Below are 17,058 nucleotides of genomic sequence, written 5' to 3'. Positions count from 1 at the left end.
TGGAACCCACCCCTCGCCCCTCCCCCTCCCAACCCACCCCTAGCCCCTCCCCCTCCCAACCCACCCCTAGCCCCTCCCAGGAGGGGAGGGGAAGAATTGATAATTTATTTGGGATAATTGATTTTATTTTTTATTATTGGAGATGTCTAATAGTTAGTTTTTTTGGCGTTTCGCGAAGCAAAAGCGTTAACGTTTGTGGTAGCATTCCAACAGGAAAGTTTTGCGCCAGCTAAACAAAAAACTTTCTCCTTCTACTCGGGGTTTCTTCTTCTTTCTTCCCCTCCTGGGAGGGGCGAGGGGTGGGTTTACTCCTGACTCCTGACTTCCCCTCCTGGGAGGGGGAGGGGCGAGGGGTGGGTTTACTCCTAAGTAATACAGTCAGGAAAATTGTGCGCCAGTTAAACAAAAAACTTTCTCCTTCTACTCCTGTTTCTTCTTCTTTCTTCCCTCCTGACTCATGACTTCCCCTCCTGGGAGGGGCGAGGGGTGGGTTTACTCCTAAGTAATACAGTTGACAGCGCACGAATAATGCTACGTTTAGCTAGTTCAATTTTAAACTGGTTATGTTGTTGTGGTTTTGCTTGTGCCAAAGCTGCTTCTGCTGCCGTAGAAAAAGTTGCTTCATTTATCGGTTTTCCTTGCAATGCTGTTTCTGCTTCCTGGGAACGCCAAGGTTTTGTACCAACTCCTCCTAATGCTAGTCGTGCAGACTTGATAATATTTTGCTCAACTTCCAGAGCAAGAGCTACAGAAACTAGGGCAAATTCATAATTGGCGCGATCGCGTACTTTGAGATAGTGAGAATTACTAAACCAGGAAACAGCAGGCACTTCTACAGCAACTATTAACTCTCCATGCTCTAAAACATTTTCTCGGTGGGGTGTTTCTCCAGGCAACAGATAAAAATCATTTATCGGCACTCGGCGTTGTCCAGTTTTACTTTGAATACAAACCATCGCATCTAAAGCAACTAATGCTACTGCCAAGTCTGAAGGATGAGTGGCAATGCAATGTTCGCTTGTACCTAAAATAGCGTGCATTCTATTGTAACCTTCCATAGCAGGGCAACTCGTACCTGGAATACGACGATTACAAGGAAAAACTGGGTCGCGAAAATAATTACAGCGTACCCGTTGTAATAAATTTCCTCCCACTGTTGCCATATTCCGCAGTTGAGGAGAAGCACTTTCTAATATTGCTTCTGAAATAACAGGATAGGAATTTTTCACTGTGGAATAACGAGCAACATCACTCAATTTTGCCAAGGCACCGATGCGGAGGTTATTATCAGCATCAACTTCCACTGAGTCTAAAGGTAGAGGGTTGATATCTACAACTTGTTTTGGTGTTTGTACGCCATCTTTAATTAAACCTATCAAGTCTGTACCACCAGCAATAAAAAATATAGTCCGATCCTGAGAAACTGTGGTTATGGCCGTATTTTCTTCATTAACTTTCGCATAACTAAATGGCTGCATTTTCTGTTTTCTCCACTACCTCACGAACTGCTGCAACGATATGATTATAAGCACCACAACGACAGAGGTTGCCACTCATACCTTCCCGAATTTCTCGGTCTGACTTTGGTTGTGTTTCTGCTAGTAAACCTACTGCAGAAATTATTTGGCCGGAAGTACAATACCCACATTGAAAAGCATCATGCTCAATGAAAGCTGTTTGTATTGGGTGTAGTTGTCCATTTTCTTCTGCTAAACCCTCAATAGTAATAATTGACTTTCCCATTTGCATTACTGCCAGAGTCATACAAGCATTAATTCGCTTTCCATCGACTAATACCGTGCAAGCTCCACATTCTCCGCGATCGCATCCTTTTTTTGTCCCTGTTAAACCTAAATATTCTCGCAGTGCATCTAACAGAGTCACGCGAGGTTCTATCTCTAGATGATGTGGCACTCCATTAATTTTTAATGTTAGTGCTATTTTTTCTTTTTCTAACATTTGCATAACTTCAACAATAGATAACTATAATAGATAACTATATTGGTAGCAGTAACTCCTAATTAATAGTATCAGAGTTTTTCAATTTTGGTCAATTTATCTGATGAAGAAATCTCCTGCTGTTAATAACGGAGTGTTACTTAAGGTGGCAAATATACCTCCAGGGTTAGAGTTACCACTATCAAAACCAGGTTCACTACCATTAGGATTATAAAACAAATTACCATTTTCCAGATTATAGACAATAACGGCATTAGCTGTTTCTGCAAGTTCATCATTAGTAACTATTGCAAACTCACTCGCAATGCTGAAACTACTGCCCGACTCGCTTTCGATAGCAGAGAAAGTTCTCTTGTCTAAGATCATTAAATCTCCCTGTGTAGGAGAAAAATCAGTAATTTCGTCTCGTTCTCCACTAGAACTAGAAAAAATTAAGGTGTCGCTACCTTCACCACCTGTAATCAGATCGGGATCTTCACCACCTGTAATCAGATCGTTACCATCCTGGCCAAGAATAGTGTCGTTACCTCTATCCCCTGATAGAGTATCATCACCGAGATCTCCAGAAATAAAGTCATTTCCCTCTTCACCTACTATTTCATCATTCTGTTTACCACCATAAATTGTGTCTGCACCTTCTCCACCGTTGAGAGTATCTGAGTCGCGATCGCCAAATATTAGATCGTTATCATCATCACCGAGAATATAATCTAAATTTCTACCTCCATGTAGATTATCATTTCCTGCACCACCACTAATAACATCATTTCCCCGGTTGCCATTAACTTCGTCGTCACCTGCTTGAACAGATATTATATCATCTCCAGCAAGTGCGAAGAATTTATCGTCTATTTCACTGCCAGATATTAGATCGTTATTTTCAGTACCCACAGCTTCTCCTTGAATAATAATACCACCTATGGAGGGAACTGGAGTAGTATTAAAGAGGATAGATATATTGTCGTCACCCCGTGAACCGTTTAACACTGCTAAATCTGAAATGCTATCACTATTAAACTCTTCTGCTGCAAGGGAACTGGGAAATTCACCTGCATCAAAATTGATAGCATTACTAAAGCTACCATTACCATTTCCTAATAACACTGATATGTCATCGGAATTTGCTACAGCTAAATCTGAGATGTTATCCCCATTAAACTCTCCTACTGCAACCGAGCGCGGAAATTCACCTACATCAAAGTTGATGGCGTTACTAAAGCTACCATCACCATTTCCTAATAACACTGATACGTTATCGGATCTAAAGTTTGCTACAGCTAAATCTGAGATGCTATCCCCATTAAACTCTCCTACTGCAACCGAGCGGGGATATTCACCTGCATCAAATGTTGTGGCGTTACTAAAGCTACCATCACCATTTCCTAATAAAACTGATAGACTGCCATCCGCTAAGGCCAAATCTGAGATGCCATCACCATTAAACTCTCCTACTACAGTTGAAGAGATATTTGCAAAAGGTTGAAAATCCCTGAAAAGAAAGTTGCTCGTATTATTAAAGCTGCCATCACCGTTTCCTAATAACACTGATATGGTAATTCTATTCTCGTCAATCAGCGCATCACAGCACAATTCCAAAGGATCGTCACAGCAAGAGCCACTTATTACCGTTCTAGTATCAGTATTCTGAACTGCTAAATCTAAGATGCCATCGCCATTAAACTCTCCTATTGCAACAAAATCAGCTCTATCTTCTACGTCCCCTCTATCAATGCTAGTAGAATTACTAAAGCTAGCATCACCGTTTCCTAATAACACTGATAGGTTGCCATCCGCGACAGCTAAATCTGAAATGCCATCACCGTTAAACTCTCCTACTGCAACCGAGCGAGGAAATTCACCCACATCAAAAAAGTTCATAGTATCCCTAAAAGTACCATCACCGTTCCCTAATAACACTGATAAGTTATCAGAGCGACTGTTGACAACTACTAAATCTGAGATACCATCACTATTAAATTCTCCTATTGCAAATGATTCAGTGTCGTCCTCTACATCCAAGTTCGCACGATTGATCAAATCAACTTTGTCAAATATTGAGTCTGACGTTTGAGAAATATTCAATATATTTTCTAGTTCATTCATATTAGTTAAAATTTATGATTTGAAAGTTGGGTACTGCTTTATCTATTTCAGAATTGATATTCTCTTGTTTTTATTTCCGATTATAACAAATCTAAAATAGACATCTCCAGAAAAGAGGGAACAGGAAACAGGAAACAGGGAACAGGTAAGAATAATTGATAAATGTTTGCTACAAATAGTTAGGGTATTTATTCTAATTTAGAATTTAGAATTTAGAATGCATAATGGATAAATTGAATACCACTTTTGATGTTTTAAATTACCTTTTTCGTGAAACATACCTTATCTGAAAGTCTTTTTATGGTGCTTATTATTCGTAACATTATTTTTTCAAAATGGCATAATAATAATTGATAATTTATTTGGGACAATTGATTTTATTTTTAATTTTTGGAGATGTCTAATAGTCTTTGAACTATGTCAATTTTATGCAATCTAGTCTAATGGTTTTTAATTAGGGTTTGCTGATTAAATCTAAAAGCATTGACATATAAAGACTTTAGCCTTTTCAGGCAAAAAAAAAGTGCGCCTGTTTCAGTCTAAAACACTCAAAAAGTTAGTATTTTAGGCGTATAGTTGGGCAGAACAATCTTGGGACAATTCTTACTTCTACCTTCTCGCTCATTCCCATTTCTCCTGTCTCCTGTCTCCTGTCTCCTATCCCTACTAAAAGACTTTTTCAGCAAACCCTAATTATTTAAAACATTTTTGTAAGCATTCAGCTATTAGCTGTCAGCTATCAGCAACAAGACTCTCTCATATAGGACAGTGTCTAAATTAAAATAGACTTTAAGGGCAAGGGAGTCAACTTTTATAGTAAGACAATTAAATATTGCTTTTATCCTAAACTAAAAGCAATAGCTGTTAACGCAGTTCCTCCGGAGGAGGCTGGCTGATAACGCAGTTCCTCCGGTAGGAGGCTGGCTGATGGCTGAATGCTTACACATTTTTTAATCTACGTCCATAAATAAATGATTTCTAACCACAAGACTTTAACTGAGTCAATAGCAAAACTATTTCATCAATAGCACTTCTCAAATTTTTAGTTTCTAACTCTGACTGATTGACAATAATACTAAATATTAAAGGCTCAAAATTAGCAGGTTGAATATATCCTGCTAAACCAGAAACTCCACTAATTGTTCCTGTTTTAGCTTGTACATTTCTCTCAGCAAAACTATTTCTAAAACGTCTACTCAATGTGCCACTTATACCAGCCACAGGTAAAGAATTTCTATAAATATTTGCCCAAGGAGAATTAGCCATTATTCTGAGAGTTTGTACCAAAGCTTCCGGACTAACTAAATTATGACGAGACAAACCAGAGCCATCATTTAAAATAAAACTATTGGGAGTAACTCCTAACCTAGTTAAAATTACTTTTACCTCTTCCAAACCTTTTGCTAAAGTCTGATTATTAGATTTTTTTCTAGGAATTAATCTACTCCTAACTCCCATTTGCCGTAACAAAGATTCTGCATAAACATTATTACTTTTTCTATTAACTTCCTCTATTAATTCCGCTAATGTTGGAGACTCCACAAAAGCTAATTCAGTCAAATTGATATTAGAGGCAATCTGTGATTTTTTTACTATTTGAGAAACCTGAATTCCTGTTGTTGCTAAAACTTGACTAAATTGATTTAAAAAATTATCCACAGGTTCCACAACCGCCACATAAACAGGTTCCGATGCCGAGCCAACTCGTAATTGCCCAGATATCCGAATTATTGGCTGAATAAAATCTCTTCCTACCTCAACAAATTCTTTTTCATTCTTCCCTACAGTCACCGAATTATTTTCAATCTGCCATTTTTGACCTTCAACAGAATTAACAAAAGTAACTTGTAAAGGTTGACCTAAATTTTGAGGCGACAAAACCAAATCTATAGAATTTTGATTCAGAATTAAACTATTAATTGGTGCGCCATAACCAGCCTGAACATCTTCCCATTCCCAATTAGGATTAACTCCTGTTCCTTCAAAATAACTATCATCAGCAATTAATTGATTAATAGTTTCTATGCCTTGTTCCTTTAATTGTTCAGCCAAACTTTGTAGTTGAGTTTCTGTTAAACTAGGGTCGCCTCTACCCACAATATATATATTGCCATTCCCATCACCATAAACTGAAGTTCTAATTCTAAATTGAGGGCGAAGTTTTTGTAATACTGCAGCAGTTGTTAACAGTTTAGCCGTAGAAGCAGGAATGAAATAATATTTAGCATCCCGGTTATAAATTGTAGTTTTTTCCGATAAAGTTTCCACTAAAATTCCCCACCGAGAACGATTAAAAACTGGGCGATTAATTACAGCATCAATCCGATTACTTAATTCAGAGGAACAAATTGTTGTAGTAGTTTCCTGACTAAGTGCTATTAATGGATTGAGAAATACTACAAGAAAAGTAATTGTCAATAATTTAGAATTAAGAATTAAGAATTTAGAATTACCTTTTTTTATAAATAAGAGGATTGGATAAAAGGATTTTTTCTCTTCTCTGGGTCGATTGGATATTGGGAGGAAACTTCGCCATCCCTTGACCGCTTTTTTATCCATGAATGGAGAGGCTTTATACCTGAATTTTTCGGTAATTTGTTTGAGGGAAAATTTAAACATTTGCTATTGACTAAAAATATAGTGCGATATTAAATCCGTCTTTCTTTAGTATTATTTGGCATTTAGTAATAATAATCAGTATTATAGGAGCAAACAGCCGTTTGCCCCTACTGACAGTATAAATTATATTACTCCGATTTTTTTCCGCATATTTGATATGATATAAAATGTAATTGAGCCAATTTGATAAAATATTCAATTACTAAATTAATCAGAATAAATTTATGAATCTAGCAACCGAAAATAAGATATTAACTGATGAAGAATTTCAGGCATTATCAGAAAATGGCAGTCATCATGAATTAATTAATGGAGAAGTTGTCGATATGGGAAACTCAGGAATGGAACATGGTAATATTACCGAATAATTAAGGTTTAAAGCCTCTCCTTTAAAGGATAAACAAGAAAAAAATTTCCCTACCGCGTCAATCCTCTCCTTGAAAAGAAGAGGTAATTATTAATTATTAATTATTAATTATTAATTATTACCAGATATTTCTTTTGTTTCCAAAGACCGTTTATTAGGATTAAAGCGATTACCTAAAGGTTATTTTCAGGGCGCTCCCGATTTAGCAGTAGAGGTAATTTCTCCCAATAATACATTTGAAGAACTACATCAAAAAATTGTTGAATACTTTGAAAATAACTGTCGGTTAGTTTGGGTAATTAATCCTGATGAAAAATCAATTTTAGTCTACCATAAACCACAACCAGATAAGTTATTACAAGTTGCTGATAATTTAGATGGAGAAGATATTTTGCCAGGTTTTACATTACCAGTAACAGACTTATTTATGGAGTGGAATTTCTAAAATTAGTGTTAAATTTGGAAAAGACAATTAGTATATGGCATTTCTCATAAAGATGAGTTACATTTACGATCCCCCGCACATCCCACTTAAAAAAGGGGACTTTGAAGCCTCCCCCCTTTTTAACCAGTTCCCCCCTTATTAAGGGGGGCTAGGGGGGAACTAAAACTGTATCTCATAAATTAGAGAAGCGCTTTATATAGAGTAAACAACAAAAAAATCATAGATAACTATGACAAAAAAAACGACTCGACGTAACTTTATAATGACAAGCATTGCTGCTACCAGTAGTATAGTAGGTTGTGCTGCCGTAAATAAAAAATCTCAGACCAAAGTAGCATCTGCTAAAGAGCTACCCACCACATCCACAATGCCAGAACGAGTATTAGGTAAAACTGGCATCAAAGTACCACTTTTAGGTTTAGGTGGAGCAGGAAAAACACCTGTAGGTAAGAGTGGGAAAGAAAAAGAGGCTATGGCAGTAATTGAAGCTGCTCTGTCTCTAGGAATTAGATATTTTGATACTGCTGCTAGTTATGGTGCAAGTGAAGAACAGTTTGGAAAAGTTTTACCCGCTTATCGAAAAGATATATTTTTGGTAAGTAAGACCGGAATACGCGATCGCGACGGAGCATGAAGAGAATTAGAGCGATCGCTAAAACGATTAAATACAGACTATCTTGACTCGTGGCAGTTACACCATGTTTCCTTTACAGAAACTTTAGATGAAATTTTCAGTTCCCAAGGTGCTATCAAAGCAATGGAAGAAGCAAAAGAACAAGGTATAGTCAAATTTTCAGGAATTACAGGTCATCACGAACCTGATATTATTGCTGAAGGACTACGTCGCTATCCATTTGATACTACTCTGGTTTCTATTAATGCTGCTGACAAACATCATCCGCGACCATTTGCTCCTACTGTGTTACCTGTTGCGCAACAAAAAAATGTGGGTGTTATTGGAATGAAAATACCAGCTTACGGTAAGTTACTCCAACCGGGGATATTGAATATGGAGGAAGCGATGGGATATGTATTGTCCTTAGAGGGGGTACATTGTTGTATCGTAGCGACAGAGTCTGTGGAAATGTTGCAGTCTAATGTTAGGGTTGCCCAGACGTTTCAGCAGTTAACTCAACAGGACATGGGAGCGATCGAAGAAAAAACAGCCAGTGTTTGGCAAGAAAATACTTTCTTCCGTGCTTGGACTTGAAGAAGGTTTTAGGTTGTAGGTTGTAGGTTGTAGGTTCATTTTGGGCTTATACCAAATCTCAAAAATTTTGCTACATTTTCAGGACTTACGCAGAGACTCTACATATAGCTAGTGCGTTAGTGGAGCTTGGCGTTAGCCAATGCCATTTGCGTTCCGCAAAGCTCCGAATGGCACCCCTACAGATGGTGCTTTAAAAGTCAATTTGCGTAAGTCCTGAATATCTTAGAAAGAATAGTTTTTTGGTGTACGAATTAATTAAAAATAGCAAATACTATTGAATTAATAGAAGTTATGAAGTCATATTTATCAATTCCTATGAAATTGGTTTTGGTTACTCTTGCTACCTTGAGCCAATCTTCCATTGCTAATTCTCGTGAACCAGTGGGGAAAAGTCTAAGTTATATTGAAAACTTATCTGAATCTCAAGAAGTTGTAACAGAAGAATTGAAGAAGCAAGAAATTACACTTAAGCAACTTGAATTAGCAGAAACATCGGCAGGAAAACCATTCCTAAGCTATGACAGTTCTAGTGAAGTTGCAAATAGTAAAAGTTGTGACTATGTTGGCAAGTGTGCGCAAGCAAATGGGACGGATAAGTATGAATCTGTTTCAGTTGACTGGTTAGCATTTATCCTGACTGGTTTAGGAGAATCTCCCATAGTTTCTGCGTCTAAGTCTGTTAAAGAAGTTGTTGGTTATATGTCGTGTGGCAACACGTACTCTAGCAGAGGTGGTGCGGGTGAAAATTCGCGAGACTTAGTGTCTGCAAACCTCAAATCAGTTGTCAATGGTTTCACTCTTGCATTGACTGAAGCTAATGGAAAAAAGCACAGGCTCGATCTGGATCAAAATTTAGTTGTGGTTAGTGCTAGTTCTTTTGATGAACAGAGAAATAGATGGTATCCATGGAACCTTACTGCGTATTTGAAAGCACCTTTTAATATAAAACCTGATGGATCTTTTGATATGACAATGGCAGTTAGTACCCGTTCTCTTTGTTCATTTGTCGGCAAAGTTGAGTTTATCGGTGATGCAGCAGATAAATTACCACGAAGCAAGAGATAATAGCTGGAACGAAATCAATAAATTTGGTCTAAAGCGCTTTTCAAATTGATGAACCACATCGTCATAACCAAAACCCTGTAGGGACGTTGCATGCAACGTCCCTACTGTGGTCTACTGAAATGAAAACCGCTGTAATAGATGAGACTTACGCACGGAAACTAAATCCAGTGAGGGCATTTTGCTCCGCAACATATAAAGCGGAGCTTGGCGTTAGCCAATGCCATTCGCCCCTACATATGGCGCTTTCAAGGTTAATTTGTGTAAGTCCTGAATAGATAAAATTATTTCGCGTAACATTGAAAACAAAAAACGCCCCCCAATAAAATTGGAGAGCGTTTAAATTAAATAACTAAAGCTAACTCAAAAATTAACCGTTGATAGAAGGAGCTTCTACAGCAGCCAAATCTAGAGGGAAGTTGTGAGCGTTACGCTCGTGCATTACTTCCATACCTAAGTTAGCACGGTTGATTACATCTGCCCAAGTATTTACCACACGACCGCTAGAATCGATGATGGACTGGTTGAAGTTGAAACCATTCAAGTTGAAGGCCATTGTGGACACACCTAGTGCTGTGAACCAAATTCCTACTACTGGCCATGCTCCTAAGAAGAAGTGTAAGGAACGGCTGTTGTTGAATGATGCATATTGGAAGATAAGCCTCCCGAAGTAGCCGTGAGCTGCTACGATGTTATAAGTTTCTTCTTCTTGACCGAATTTGTAACCGTAGTTCTGAGATTCTGTTTCAGTTGTTTCACGTACTAAGGAAGAAGTTACCAAAGAACCGTGCATTGCGCTGAATAAAGAACCACCGAATACACCTGCTACACCTAACATATGGAATGGGTGCATTAAGATGTTGTGCTCTGCTTGGAACACTAACATGAAGTTAAATGTACCGGAAATTCCTAAAGGCATTCCATCAGAGAAGCTTCCTTGTCCGATAGGATAGATTAAGAATACTGCTGTTGCTGCTGCTACAGGAGCGGAGTAAGCAACACAGATCCAAGGACGCATACCTAAACGGTAGGATAGTTCCCACTCACGACCCATGTAGCAGAATACGCCAATGAGGAAGTGGAAGATTACTAGCTGGTATGGGCCACCGTTGTACAGCCACTCATCCAAACTTGCTGCTTCCCAGATAGGATAGAAGTGTAGACCAATAGCGTTAGAGGAAGGTACTACTGCACCGGAAATGATGTTGTTTCCGAACATTAAAGAACCAGCAACTGGTTCGCGGATACCATCAATGTCTACAGGAGGAGCTGCTACGAATGCGATAATATAGCAGATAGTAGCTGTTAACAGGGTAGGGATCATTAATACACCGAACCAGCCGATGTATAAACGATTGTCTGTGCTAGTGATCCAGCTACAGAACTTTTCCCATACGTTGGCGCTTTCACGCTGTTGTAAGGTAGTTGTCATAATTATGATTGCTGTTATGTATGTATGAAATTTTCGAGGTACGGTGGTGCAGGTGTTTTTTTATTTCCCTGCGACCTTATTAATAATATAGCTATTTTATTTCGTTTTGTAAAGATGTGTTAAGCACATTGTTGTTTAACTAAGTTATAAGTTTTGTTGATGAGTTTCTGTCGGTGGCTAGATTGATAGTAGTGGACTGACACGCCTAAAAATGTAGTGGATTGTTTCACCTAAAATAGTGCAGAGCGCTTTTTTTCGTCACCCCATCCCCCCATCACCCCATCCCCCCATCACCCCATTTTCTAATGCAACATTTAAGATGAAACAGTCCAGTAGGTTGGGTTGAACGGAGTGAAACCCAACAGCAATCTTTCTCCCCCACTCCTCTACTCCCTAATGCACCATTTTAGCTGTGTCGGTTCAGTAGGGGCAGGTTTCGCGTTAAATTATGAGAAAAACAGGGACTTTTATAGCGCTACGCATTAAGGTGTTTGACATTTTTAAATTCTGAAACCCTTTGAAAGTCTTCTGTTCCCTGTTCCCTATTCCCGATTAAAGTAGCGCTATAATAATCCATTGCATCGAGCTTAGGACAAACAAAACAAAAAACGCCCCCCAATAAAATTGGAGAGCGTTTAGATTAGCTAACTAAAGCAAACTCAAAAATTAACCGTTGATAGAAGGAGCTTCTACAGCAGCTAAGTCTAGAGGGAAGTTATGAGCGTTACGCTCGTGCATTACTTCCATACCTAAGTTAGCGCGGTTGATTACATCTGCCCAAGTATTTACCACACGACCGCTAGAATCGATGATGGACTGGTTGAAGTTGAAACCATTCAAGTTGAAGGCCATTGTGGACACACCTAATGCTGTGAACCAAATACCTACTACTGGCCATGCTCCTAAGAAGAAGTGTAAGGAACGGCTGTTGTTGAATGATGCATATTGGAAGATTAAACGACCGAAGTAGCCATGAGCTGCTACGATGTTGTAAGTTTCTTCTTCTTGACCGAACTTGTAACCGTAGTTCTGAGACTCAGTTTCAGTTGTTTCACGTACTAAGGAAGAAGTTACCAAAGAACCGTGCATTGCGCTGAATAGAGAACCACCGAATACACCTGCTACACCTAACATATGGAATGGGTGCATTAAGATGTTGTGCTCGGCCTGGAATACTAACATGAAGTTGAATGTTCCAGAGATTCCTAAAGGCATTCCATCAGAGAAGCTTCCTTGTCCGATAGGATAGATTAAGAATACTGCTGTTGCTGCTGCTACAGGAGCGGAGTAAGCAACACAGATCCAAGGACGCATACCTAAGCGGTAAGATAGTTCCCACTCACGACCCATATAGGTAAATACACCAATGAGGAAGTGGAAAATTACTAGCTGGTATGGGCCACCGTTGTATAGCCACTCATCCAAACTTGCTGCTTCCCAGATAGGATAGAAGTGTAGACCGATAGCGTTGGAGGAAGGTACTACTGCACCGGAAATGATGTTGTTTCCGTACATTAAGGAACCAGCGACGGGTTCGCGGATACCATCGATGTCTACAGGAGGAGCTGCTACGAATGCGATGATGTAGCAGATAGTAGCTGTTAACAGTGTAGGGATCATTAATACACCGAACCAGCCGATGTATAAGCGGTTTTCTGTACTGGTGACCCAGCTACAGAACTTTTCCCATACATTGGCGTTTTCACGCTGTTGTAAGGTAGTTGTCATGGGTTTATAATTGCTATGTATTTTTCAAGGTTCTCGAAAGCGTTTTGCTTTCTTGTTTACTATATTAATCATCTAATTTAGTTTTGTAAAGGGTTTTAAGAAAAGTATTTTTGAATTTTATTATAAGTTAGACTTATGCTTTATCCTTGAGACTCCTAGAGATGGGGAGGTGGGGAGATGGGGAGATGGGGGGATGGGGGGATGGGGGGATGGGGAAATCGAGAAATATTTGGTCATGGTTGAAGATGGAACATTTTTTGATACCGAATTAAACGGATTTGATATCAAAGTATCACTTTTAACTTTTAACTTTTGAATTTTGACTTTAGTGAATGGGGAGTAGGGGAGACAAAGACACCTAGAAACAAAAATCTATTGCACAGTTTTATATCAAGTCTCATTAAGAACGCCATAATAAATTAGCTATCTTTAGTCATCTTAAGATGACTTCTGCTGTGAGCCAAGAAATTTATTTCTTGGCGGATGATAGGCTCAACTTGATATTAAGTGTGCCACTCCACTACATTATCTATAATCACGCAAATAGGGCGCAGACATTCCTCTACTCCCTACTCCCTACTCCCTACTCCCCAAAGAACGTACTGCTATATCTTGAATTACCCTGGAGGCCACTGCATTTGACGACCTCCAAGAATATGAAGATGTAAATGAAAAACAGTTTGACCAGCTTCAGCTCCATTATTAATCACTACACGATAGCCATTTTCAAGTCCTGCTTCTTGAGCAACCCGCTTGGCCGTCAGCAATAAATGTCCCATCAAACTATGGTCTTCAGGTACAGCATCAGCTAACCTGGGAATAGGCTTTTTCGGAATCACGAGGATATGAACAGGAGCTTGAGGATTAATATCTTTGAAGGCGAGGGCCATATCATCCTCATAAACAATGTCCGCCGGAATCTCGCGCCGGATAATTTTACTGAAAAGAGTGTCTTGCTCGCTCATTTATCTATATTCAAATAACTCAATATACAAATTTAAGAATAAAGGAATTATGTTAGCTAGAGTCTGGAGTGCATCAATAATTGGCATTGAGGCCGTAAAAGTGGGTGTGGAAGTCGATGTATCGGGGGGATTACCGAAAATTGTCGTTGTGGGATTGCCAGATGCCGCAGTTCAAGAATCAAAGGAAAGAGTCAAAGCTACTCTCAAAAATTGCGGTTATGCCTTCCCCATGCGGAAAATTCTGGTTAATCTCACCCCCGGAGATTTACGCAAGGAAGGCCCCAGTTTTGACTTACCTATTAGTATCGGAATTTTAGCTGCCTCGGAACAAGTTAATGCAGACTTGCTCGGAGACCATCTATTTTTGGGAGAAGTTTCCCTTGATGGTACATTACGACCAGTAGCTGGAATTTTACCTATTGCCGCAGCAGCAGAAAAAATGGGAATCAGCGGGTTAGTTGTGCCTGCTGCTAATGCAAAGGAGGCGGCGGTAGTTAAGGGGTTATCGGTTTATGGATTTGACAATATATTTGATGTTACCGATTTTTTGAATAATCCTACTAACTTTTCTCCTGTAGAAGTAGATATTGGTGAGATTCTGGCAAAACAACAATTCTCTGCTTTAGATTTAAAAGAAGTTAAAGGACAAAATCATGCTCGTCGTGCTTTGGAAATAGCTGCTGCTGGGGGGCATAATTTGATTTTTGTCGGTCCTCCTGGCAGTGGAAAAACAATGTTGGCGCGACGTTTACCGGGAATTTTGCCTCCGTTGAATTTTGAGGAGGCGTTGGAAGTGACTCAAATTTATTCAGTGGCAGGGTTGTTGAAAGATAAGGGGAGTTTGGTGAGCGATCGCCCGTTTCGCAGTCCCCACCATTCTGCTTCTGGGCCGTCTTTGGTGGGTGGAGGGAGTTTTCCGCGACCGGGGGAAATTTCTTTATCTCACCGAGGAGTATTATTTTTGGATGAGTTAACGGAGTTTAATCGCAATGTTTTGGAATATTTGCGTCAACCATTGGAAGATGGGGTGGTGACAATATCGCGCACCCGAATGTCGGTGGAATTTCCGGCTCAGTTTACTTTGGTTGCCAGTACAAACCCTTGTCCGTGCGGTTATTATGGAGATCCTATTCAACAATGTACTTGTTCGCCACGGCAACGGGAGCAATATTGGGGAAAACTTTCGGGCCCGTTGATGGATAGGATAGATTTACAGGTGATAGTTGGTCGGTTGAAACCGGAGGAAATTACGAGACAGGACACTGGGGAAGGGTCTGTTGATGTGAGGGAGAGGGTGAAAGTTGCACGCGATCGCGCACGACATCGATTTAAGGATGAGGTTGGTTTAAGTTGTAATGCTCAGATGCAGAGTCGTCATTTTCCCAAGTGGTGTAAGTTGGATGATAGCAGTCGGAATTTATTGGAAGGGGCGATAAGAAAATTGGGTTTGTCAGCGAGGGCGAGCGATCGAATTTTGAAGGTGGCGAGGACTATTGCTGACTTGGCAGGGGATGAGGAGTTGAAACCTGCTTATGTTGCTGAGGCAATTCAGTATCGGACTATCGATCGGATGCAGTAATTGATGAAATACCTTTGTAGGTTGGGTTGAGGAATACGTTAGCGCCAGCTTATCCGTAGGATAAACCCAACAGATTAGGTTTTTAGTTTTTGAATCTGTAATAGTGTGATTACTGACTAATGTAGAATTGAGCGATCGCTTGTCTTGAAGTTTTGATTATCTGAGCATCTCGGTCACGCACGGGAGCAAGATGCTCCCACTAGCAAAAATCTTTAACCAATACATTCACTCCTATTTTTCTTGTTCGTCCAGACGAGCGAACAGGTAATTTATTTATCTTAGCAGGAGATAATATAGAGATAGAAATATATGCCGATGGCACTTGGAGGTTATTGTGATGAAGCCAGGTTTTAATAGCATGAATAAAACCCAACTTAGAGCTTATGTTATTGCTCATCCTAATAACAAAGTAGCATTTCATATATTTGTTGACCGCTTTACTTCTGAAGCTCCAACGGAGACTTTTGATATTCCAAAATCAATTGCTGAAGTTGAAGAAGTTGATATTTTGATTAGGAATAAATTAGAACAACTCAAAAAAAATTAGATGCACAAATTATAGAGGTATGGTATTATATTATGTCCGGAGAATCAGCTTTCAAAAAACTTTCTCTCTTCTAGCCTTTTCTTTCCTTCTGCCTCCTGCCTCCTGCCTTCCAAAAACTTTCAGGAAAATGTTATGATGCTATTAGTAATCAAGATAACGAAATTTATCTTACTGTAGCTTATCTGTAAAAATTAGCAATGAATATTAGTTTAAATTCAGAACAAATTGACTTCATTCAACAAAAATTAAAAAGTGGCAGATATCAAGATGCCAATGAAGTTATTGTCGAAGCTTTTAGATTATTAGAAGAACGGGATAGAGCCTATCAAATATGGATAAAAGAAACTCAAGAAAAAGTAGACATAGCTATTGAAGAAATCCGGCGAGGTGAAGGAATAGACGGAGAAATAGTTGTTAATCAGTTGAAAGAAAAGTTACGTCAATTTCGTAAAAAATAAGTATTATATGAATCGCTATATTATTGCTCCTTCTGCTAGTAAAGATTTAAATGAAATTATAGATTATTTTGCCGATTTCAATGTTGCCAGAGGAGAAAGCTTCATTGCTGCCTTTCAAAAAAAGTGTCAAAACTTAATCAATTTTCCCATGATGGGACGCAGTTATGAAGAGATTAGACCAGGGTTGCGAGGTGTACCTTTAGATAAATATATTATCTTATATCAGGCTATTGATAATACTTTAGAAATTCTCCGAGTCGTGCATGGTTCTAGGTATCTAAAAAACTTATTTCAGTCAGATGAAAATTAAGTTTACACAACCATAGATTTGTTCTTGCTGAACTTGAACCTGAATGTCAGCTATACTTGACAGTTCCATTTGAAACTTATCAGGTATTTTTTAGGCGGGAATTAATTAAGAAAATAACCCAACAACAACAGCTAAAATTGATGATTTATATCAAATCCGGTTAAACAGCCATAGAATGGTTAAGTAAGGAGGAGTCAGGAGTCAGGAGTCAGGAGTCAGGAGGAGAAAGAATTACAAAGATGAGCGTAGTTATGACGATTGAAGAATTTTTTTA

At 39.0% G+C, this 17,058-nt stretch carries 15 protein-coding genes and 3 pseudogenes; 11 read left to right on the top strand and 7 right to left on the bottom strand.

Annotated features, from left to right (window positions below):
- Nucleotides 1-455: 455 nt before the first annotated feature.
- The 4 genes from F6K54_RS23345 to dacB form a co-directional block, all read right to left on the bottom strand.
- Complete coding sequence (locus tag F6K54_RS23345) at nt 456-1,478, bottom strand: xanthine dehydrogenase family protein subunit M (protein WP_293082615.1); 1,023 nt, start codon at nt 1,476-1,478, stop codon at nt 456-458.
- Complete coding sequence (locus F6K54_RS23340) at nt 1,465-1,959, bottom strand: (2Fe-2S)-binding protein (protein WP_293082612.1); 495 nt, start codon at nt 1,957-1,959, stop codon at nt 1,465-1,467. Before F6K54_RS23340 ends, F6K54_RS23345 begins: the two co-directional genes overlap by 14 nt.
- A 96-nt stretch (nt 1,960-2,055) precedes the next feature.
- Complete coding sequence (locus tag F6K54_RS23335) at nt 2,056-4,062, bottom strand: FG-GAP-like repeat-containing protein (RefSeq protein ID WP_293082609.1); 2,007 nt, start codon at nt 4,060-4,062, stop codon at nt 2,056-2,058.
- A 978-nt stretch (nt 4,063-5,040) separates the two neighbouring features.
- The gene (gene dacB / locus F6K54_RS23330) at nt 5,041-6,480 is read right to left on the bottom strand and encodes a D-alanyl-D-alanine carboxypeptidase/D-alanyl-D-alanine-endopeptidase (RefSeq protein WP_293082607.1); all 1,440 of its coding nucleotides are present in this window, start codon (nt 6,478-6,480) and stop codon (nt 5,041-5,043) included.
- A gap of 425 nt (nt 6,481-6,905) precedes the next feature.
- Here dacB and F6K54_RS23325 point away from each other — a divergent pair, with 425 nt between their 5' ends.
- The 4 genes and pseudogenes from F6K54_RS23325 (at nt 6,906) to F6K54_RS23310 (ending at nt 9,768) form a co-directional block, all read left to right on the top strand.
- On the top strand, nt 6,906-7,049 hold the full coding sequence (locus tag F6K54_RS23325; protein ID WP_293082604.1) for a hypothetical protein: 144 nt from the start codon (nt 6,906-6,908) through the stop codon (nt 7,047-7,049).
- A 126-nt stretch (nt 7,050-7,175) separates the two neighbouring features.
- Nucleotides 7,176-7,493, top strand: coding sequence for a Uma2 family endonuclease (locus F6K54_RS23320; RefSeq protein WP_293082618.1), 318 nt, complete (start codon nt 7,176-7,178; stop codon nt 7,491-7,493).
- A 229-nt stretch (nt 7,494-7,722) separates the two neighbouring features.
- Nucleotides 7,723-8,703, top strand: a pseudogene (locus F6K54_RS23315) (aldo/keto reductase).
- 291 nt (nt 8,704-8,994) lie between these two features.
- Nucleotides 8,995-9,768, top strand: a complete 774-nt coding sequence (locus tag F6K54_RS23310; protein ID WP_293082602.1) for a hypothetical protein — start codon at nt 8,995-8,997, stop codon at nt 9,766-9,768.
- Between the two features lie 367 nt (nt 9,769-10,135).
- On the opposite strand, the gene psbA (F6K54_RS23305) is transcribed toward F6K54_RS23310, so the two are convergent.
- Entirely contained in the window at nt 10,136-11,197 is a 1,062-nt protein-coding gene (gene psbA / locus F6K54_RS23305) for a photosystem II q(b) protein (RefSeq protein WP_293082599.1), read from the bottom strand.
- A gap of 666 nt (nt 11,198-11,863) precedes the next feature.
- A complete protein-coding gene (psbA, locus tag F6K54_RS23300; protein WP_293082597.1) occupies nt 11,864-12,925 on the bottom strand; it encodes a photosystem II q(b) protein in 1,062 nt (353 codons plus the stop codon).
- Between the two features lie 169 nt (nt 12,926-13,094).
- Between psbA (F6K54_RS23300) and F6K54_RS23295 the strand changes: the two genes are divergently transcribed.
- A complete protein-coding gene (locus tag F6K54_RS23295) occupies nt 13,095-13,241 on the top strand; it encodes a hypothetical protein (protein ID WP_293082594.1) in 147 nt (48 codons plus the stop codon).
- Between the two features lie 301 nt (nt 13,242-13,542).
- Here F6K54_RS23295 and F6K54_RS23290 read toward each other — a convergent pair whose 3' ends face one another.
- Nucleotides 13,543-13,890 (bottom strand): histidine triad nucleotide-binding protein, encoded by a 348-nt coding sequence (locus tag F6K54_RS23290; RefSeq protein WP_293082592.1) that lies wholly within the window; start codon nt 13,888-13,890, stop codon nt 13,543-13,545.
- Nucleotides 13,891-13,939: 49 nt separating this feature from the next.
- Here F6K54_RS23290 and F6K54_RS23285 point away from each other — a divergent pair, with 49 nt between their 5' ends.
- The 6 genes and pseudogenes from F6K54_RS23285 to F6K54_RS43120 all read left to right on the top strand — a co-directional run.
- Nucleotides 13,940-15,469: a YifB family Mg chelatase-like AAA ATPase gene (locus F6K54_RS23285; protein ID WP_293082589.1), complete on the top strand. Its 1,530-nt coding sequence runs from the start codon at nt 13,940-13,942 to the stop codon at nt 15,467-15,469.
- A 221-nt stretch (nt 15,470-15,690) separates the two neighbouring features.
- Nucleotides 15,691-15,807: pseudogene (locus tag F6K54_RS43855) on the top strand (hypothetical protein); the annotation flags it as partial.
- A complete protein-coding gene (locus F6K54_RS23280; RefSeq protein ID WP_375341997.1) occupies nt 15,807-16,016 on the top strand; it encodes a hypothetical protein in 210 nt (69 codons plus the stop codon). The pseudogene F6K54_RS43855 and the gene F6K54_RS23280, both read left to right, overlap by 1 nt.
- Nucleotides 16,017-16,213: 197 nt before the next feature.
- The gene (locus tag F6K54_RS23275; protein ID WP_293082584.1) at nt 16,214-16,474 is read left to right on the top strand and encodes a type II toxin-antitoxin system ParD family antitoxin; all 261 of its coding nucleotides are present in this window, start codon (nt 16,214-16,216) and stop codon (nt 16,472-16,474) included.
- Nucleotides 16,475-16,481: 7 nt separating this feature from the next.
- Complete coding sequence (locus F6K54_RS23270; protein WP_293082582.1) at nt 16,482-16,784, top strand: type II toxin-antitoxin system RelE/ParE family toxin; 303 nt, start codon at nt 16,482-16,484, stop codon at nt 16,782-16,784.
- A gap of 20 nt (nt 16,785-16,804) precedes the next feature.
- Nucleotides 16,805-16,948 (top strand): annotated as a pseudogene (locus tag F6K54_RS43120) (element excision factor XisH family protein); the annotation flags it as partial.
- Nucleotides 16,949-17,058: the final 110 nt, after the last annotated feature.

The sequence above is a fragment of the Okeania sp. SIO3B5 genome, assembly GCF_010692555.1.
GTDB lineage: Bacteria > Cyanobacteriota > Cyanobacteriia > Cyanobacteriales > Microcoleaceae > Okeania.
This window is presented reverse-complemented; position numbering and strand designations above follow the sequence as displayed.

What these genes read in the sequence shown, in the direction of transcription:
- F6K54_RS23345 (WP_293082615.1), bottom strand. Translation starts at nt 1,478, where the DNA reads ATGCAGCCATTTAGTTATGCGAAAGTTAATGAAGAAAATACGGCCATA.
- F6K54_RS23340 (WP_293082612.1), bottom strand. Translation starts at nt 1,959, where the DNA reads ATGTTAGAAAAAGAAAAAATAGCACTAACATTAAAAATTAATGGAGTG.
- F6K54_RS23335 (WP_293082609.1), bottom strand. Translation starts at nt 4,062, where the DNA reads ATGAATGAACTAGAAAATATATTGAATATTTCTCAAACGTCAGACTCA.
- F6K54_RS23325 (WP_293082604.1), top strand. Translation starts at nt 6,906, where the DNA reads ATGAATCTAGCAACCGAAAATAAGATATTAACTGATGAAGAATTTCAG.
- F6K54_RS23310 (WP_293082602.1), top strand. Translation starts at nt 8,995, where the DNA reads ATGAAGTCATATTTATCAATTCCTATGAAATTGGTTTTGGTTACTCTT.
- psbA (WP_293082599.1), bottom strand. Translation starts at nt 11,197, where the DNA reads ATGACAACTACCTTACAACAGCGTGAAAGCGCCAACGTATGGGAAAAG.
- psbA (WP_293082597.1), bottom strand. Translation starts at nt 12,925, where the DNA reads ATGACAACTACCTTACAACAGCGTGAAAACGCCAATGTATGGGAAAAG.
- F6K54_RS23290 (WP_293082592.1), bottom strand. Translation starts at nt 13,890, where the DNA reads ATGAGCGAGCAAGACACTCTTTTCAGTAAAATTATCCGGCGCGAGATT.
- F6K54_RS23285 (WP_293082589.1), top strand. Translation starts at nt 13,940, where the DNA reads ATGTTAGCTAGAGTCTGGAGTGCATCAATAATTGGCATTGAGGCCGTA.
- F6K54_RS23280 (WP_375341997.1), top strand. Translation starts at nt 15,807, where the DNA reads ATGAAGCCAGGTTTTAATAGCATGAATAAAACCCAACTTAGAGCTTAT.
- F6K54_RS23275 (WP_293082584.1), top strand. Translation starts at nt 16,214, where the DNA reads ATGAATATTAGTTTAAATTCAGAACAAATTGACTTCATTCAACAAAAA.
- F6K54_RS23270 (WP_293082582.1), top strand. Translation starts at nt 16,482, where the DNA reads ATGAATCGCTATATTATTGCTCCTTCTGCTAGTAAAGATTTAAATGAA.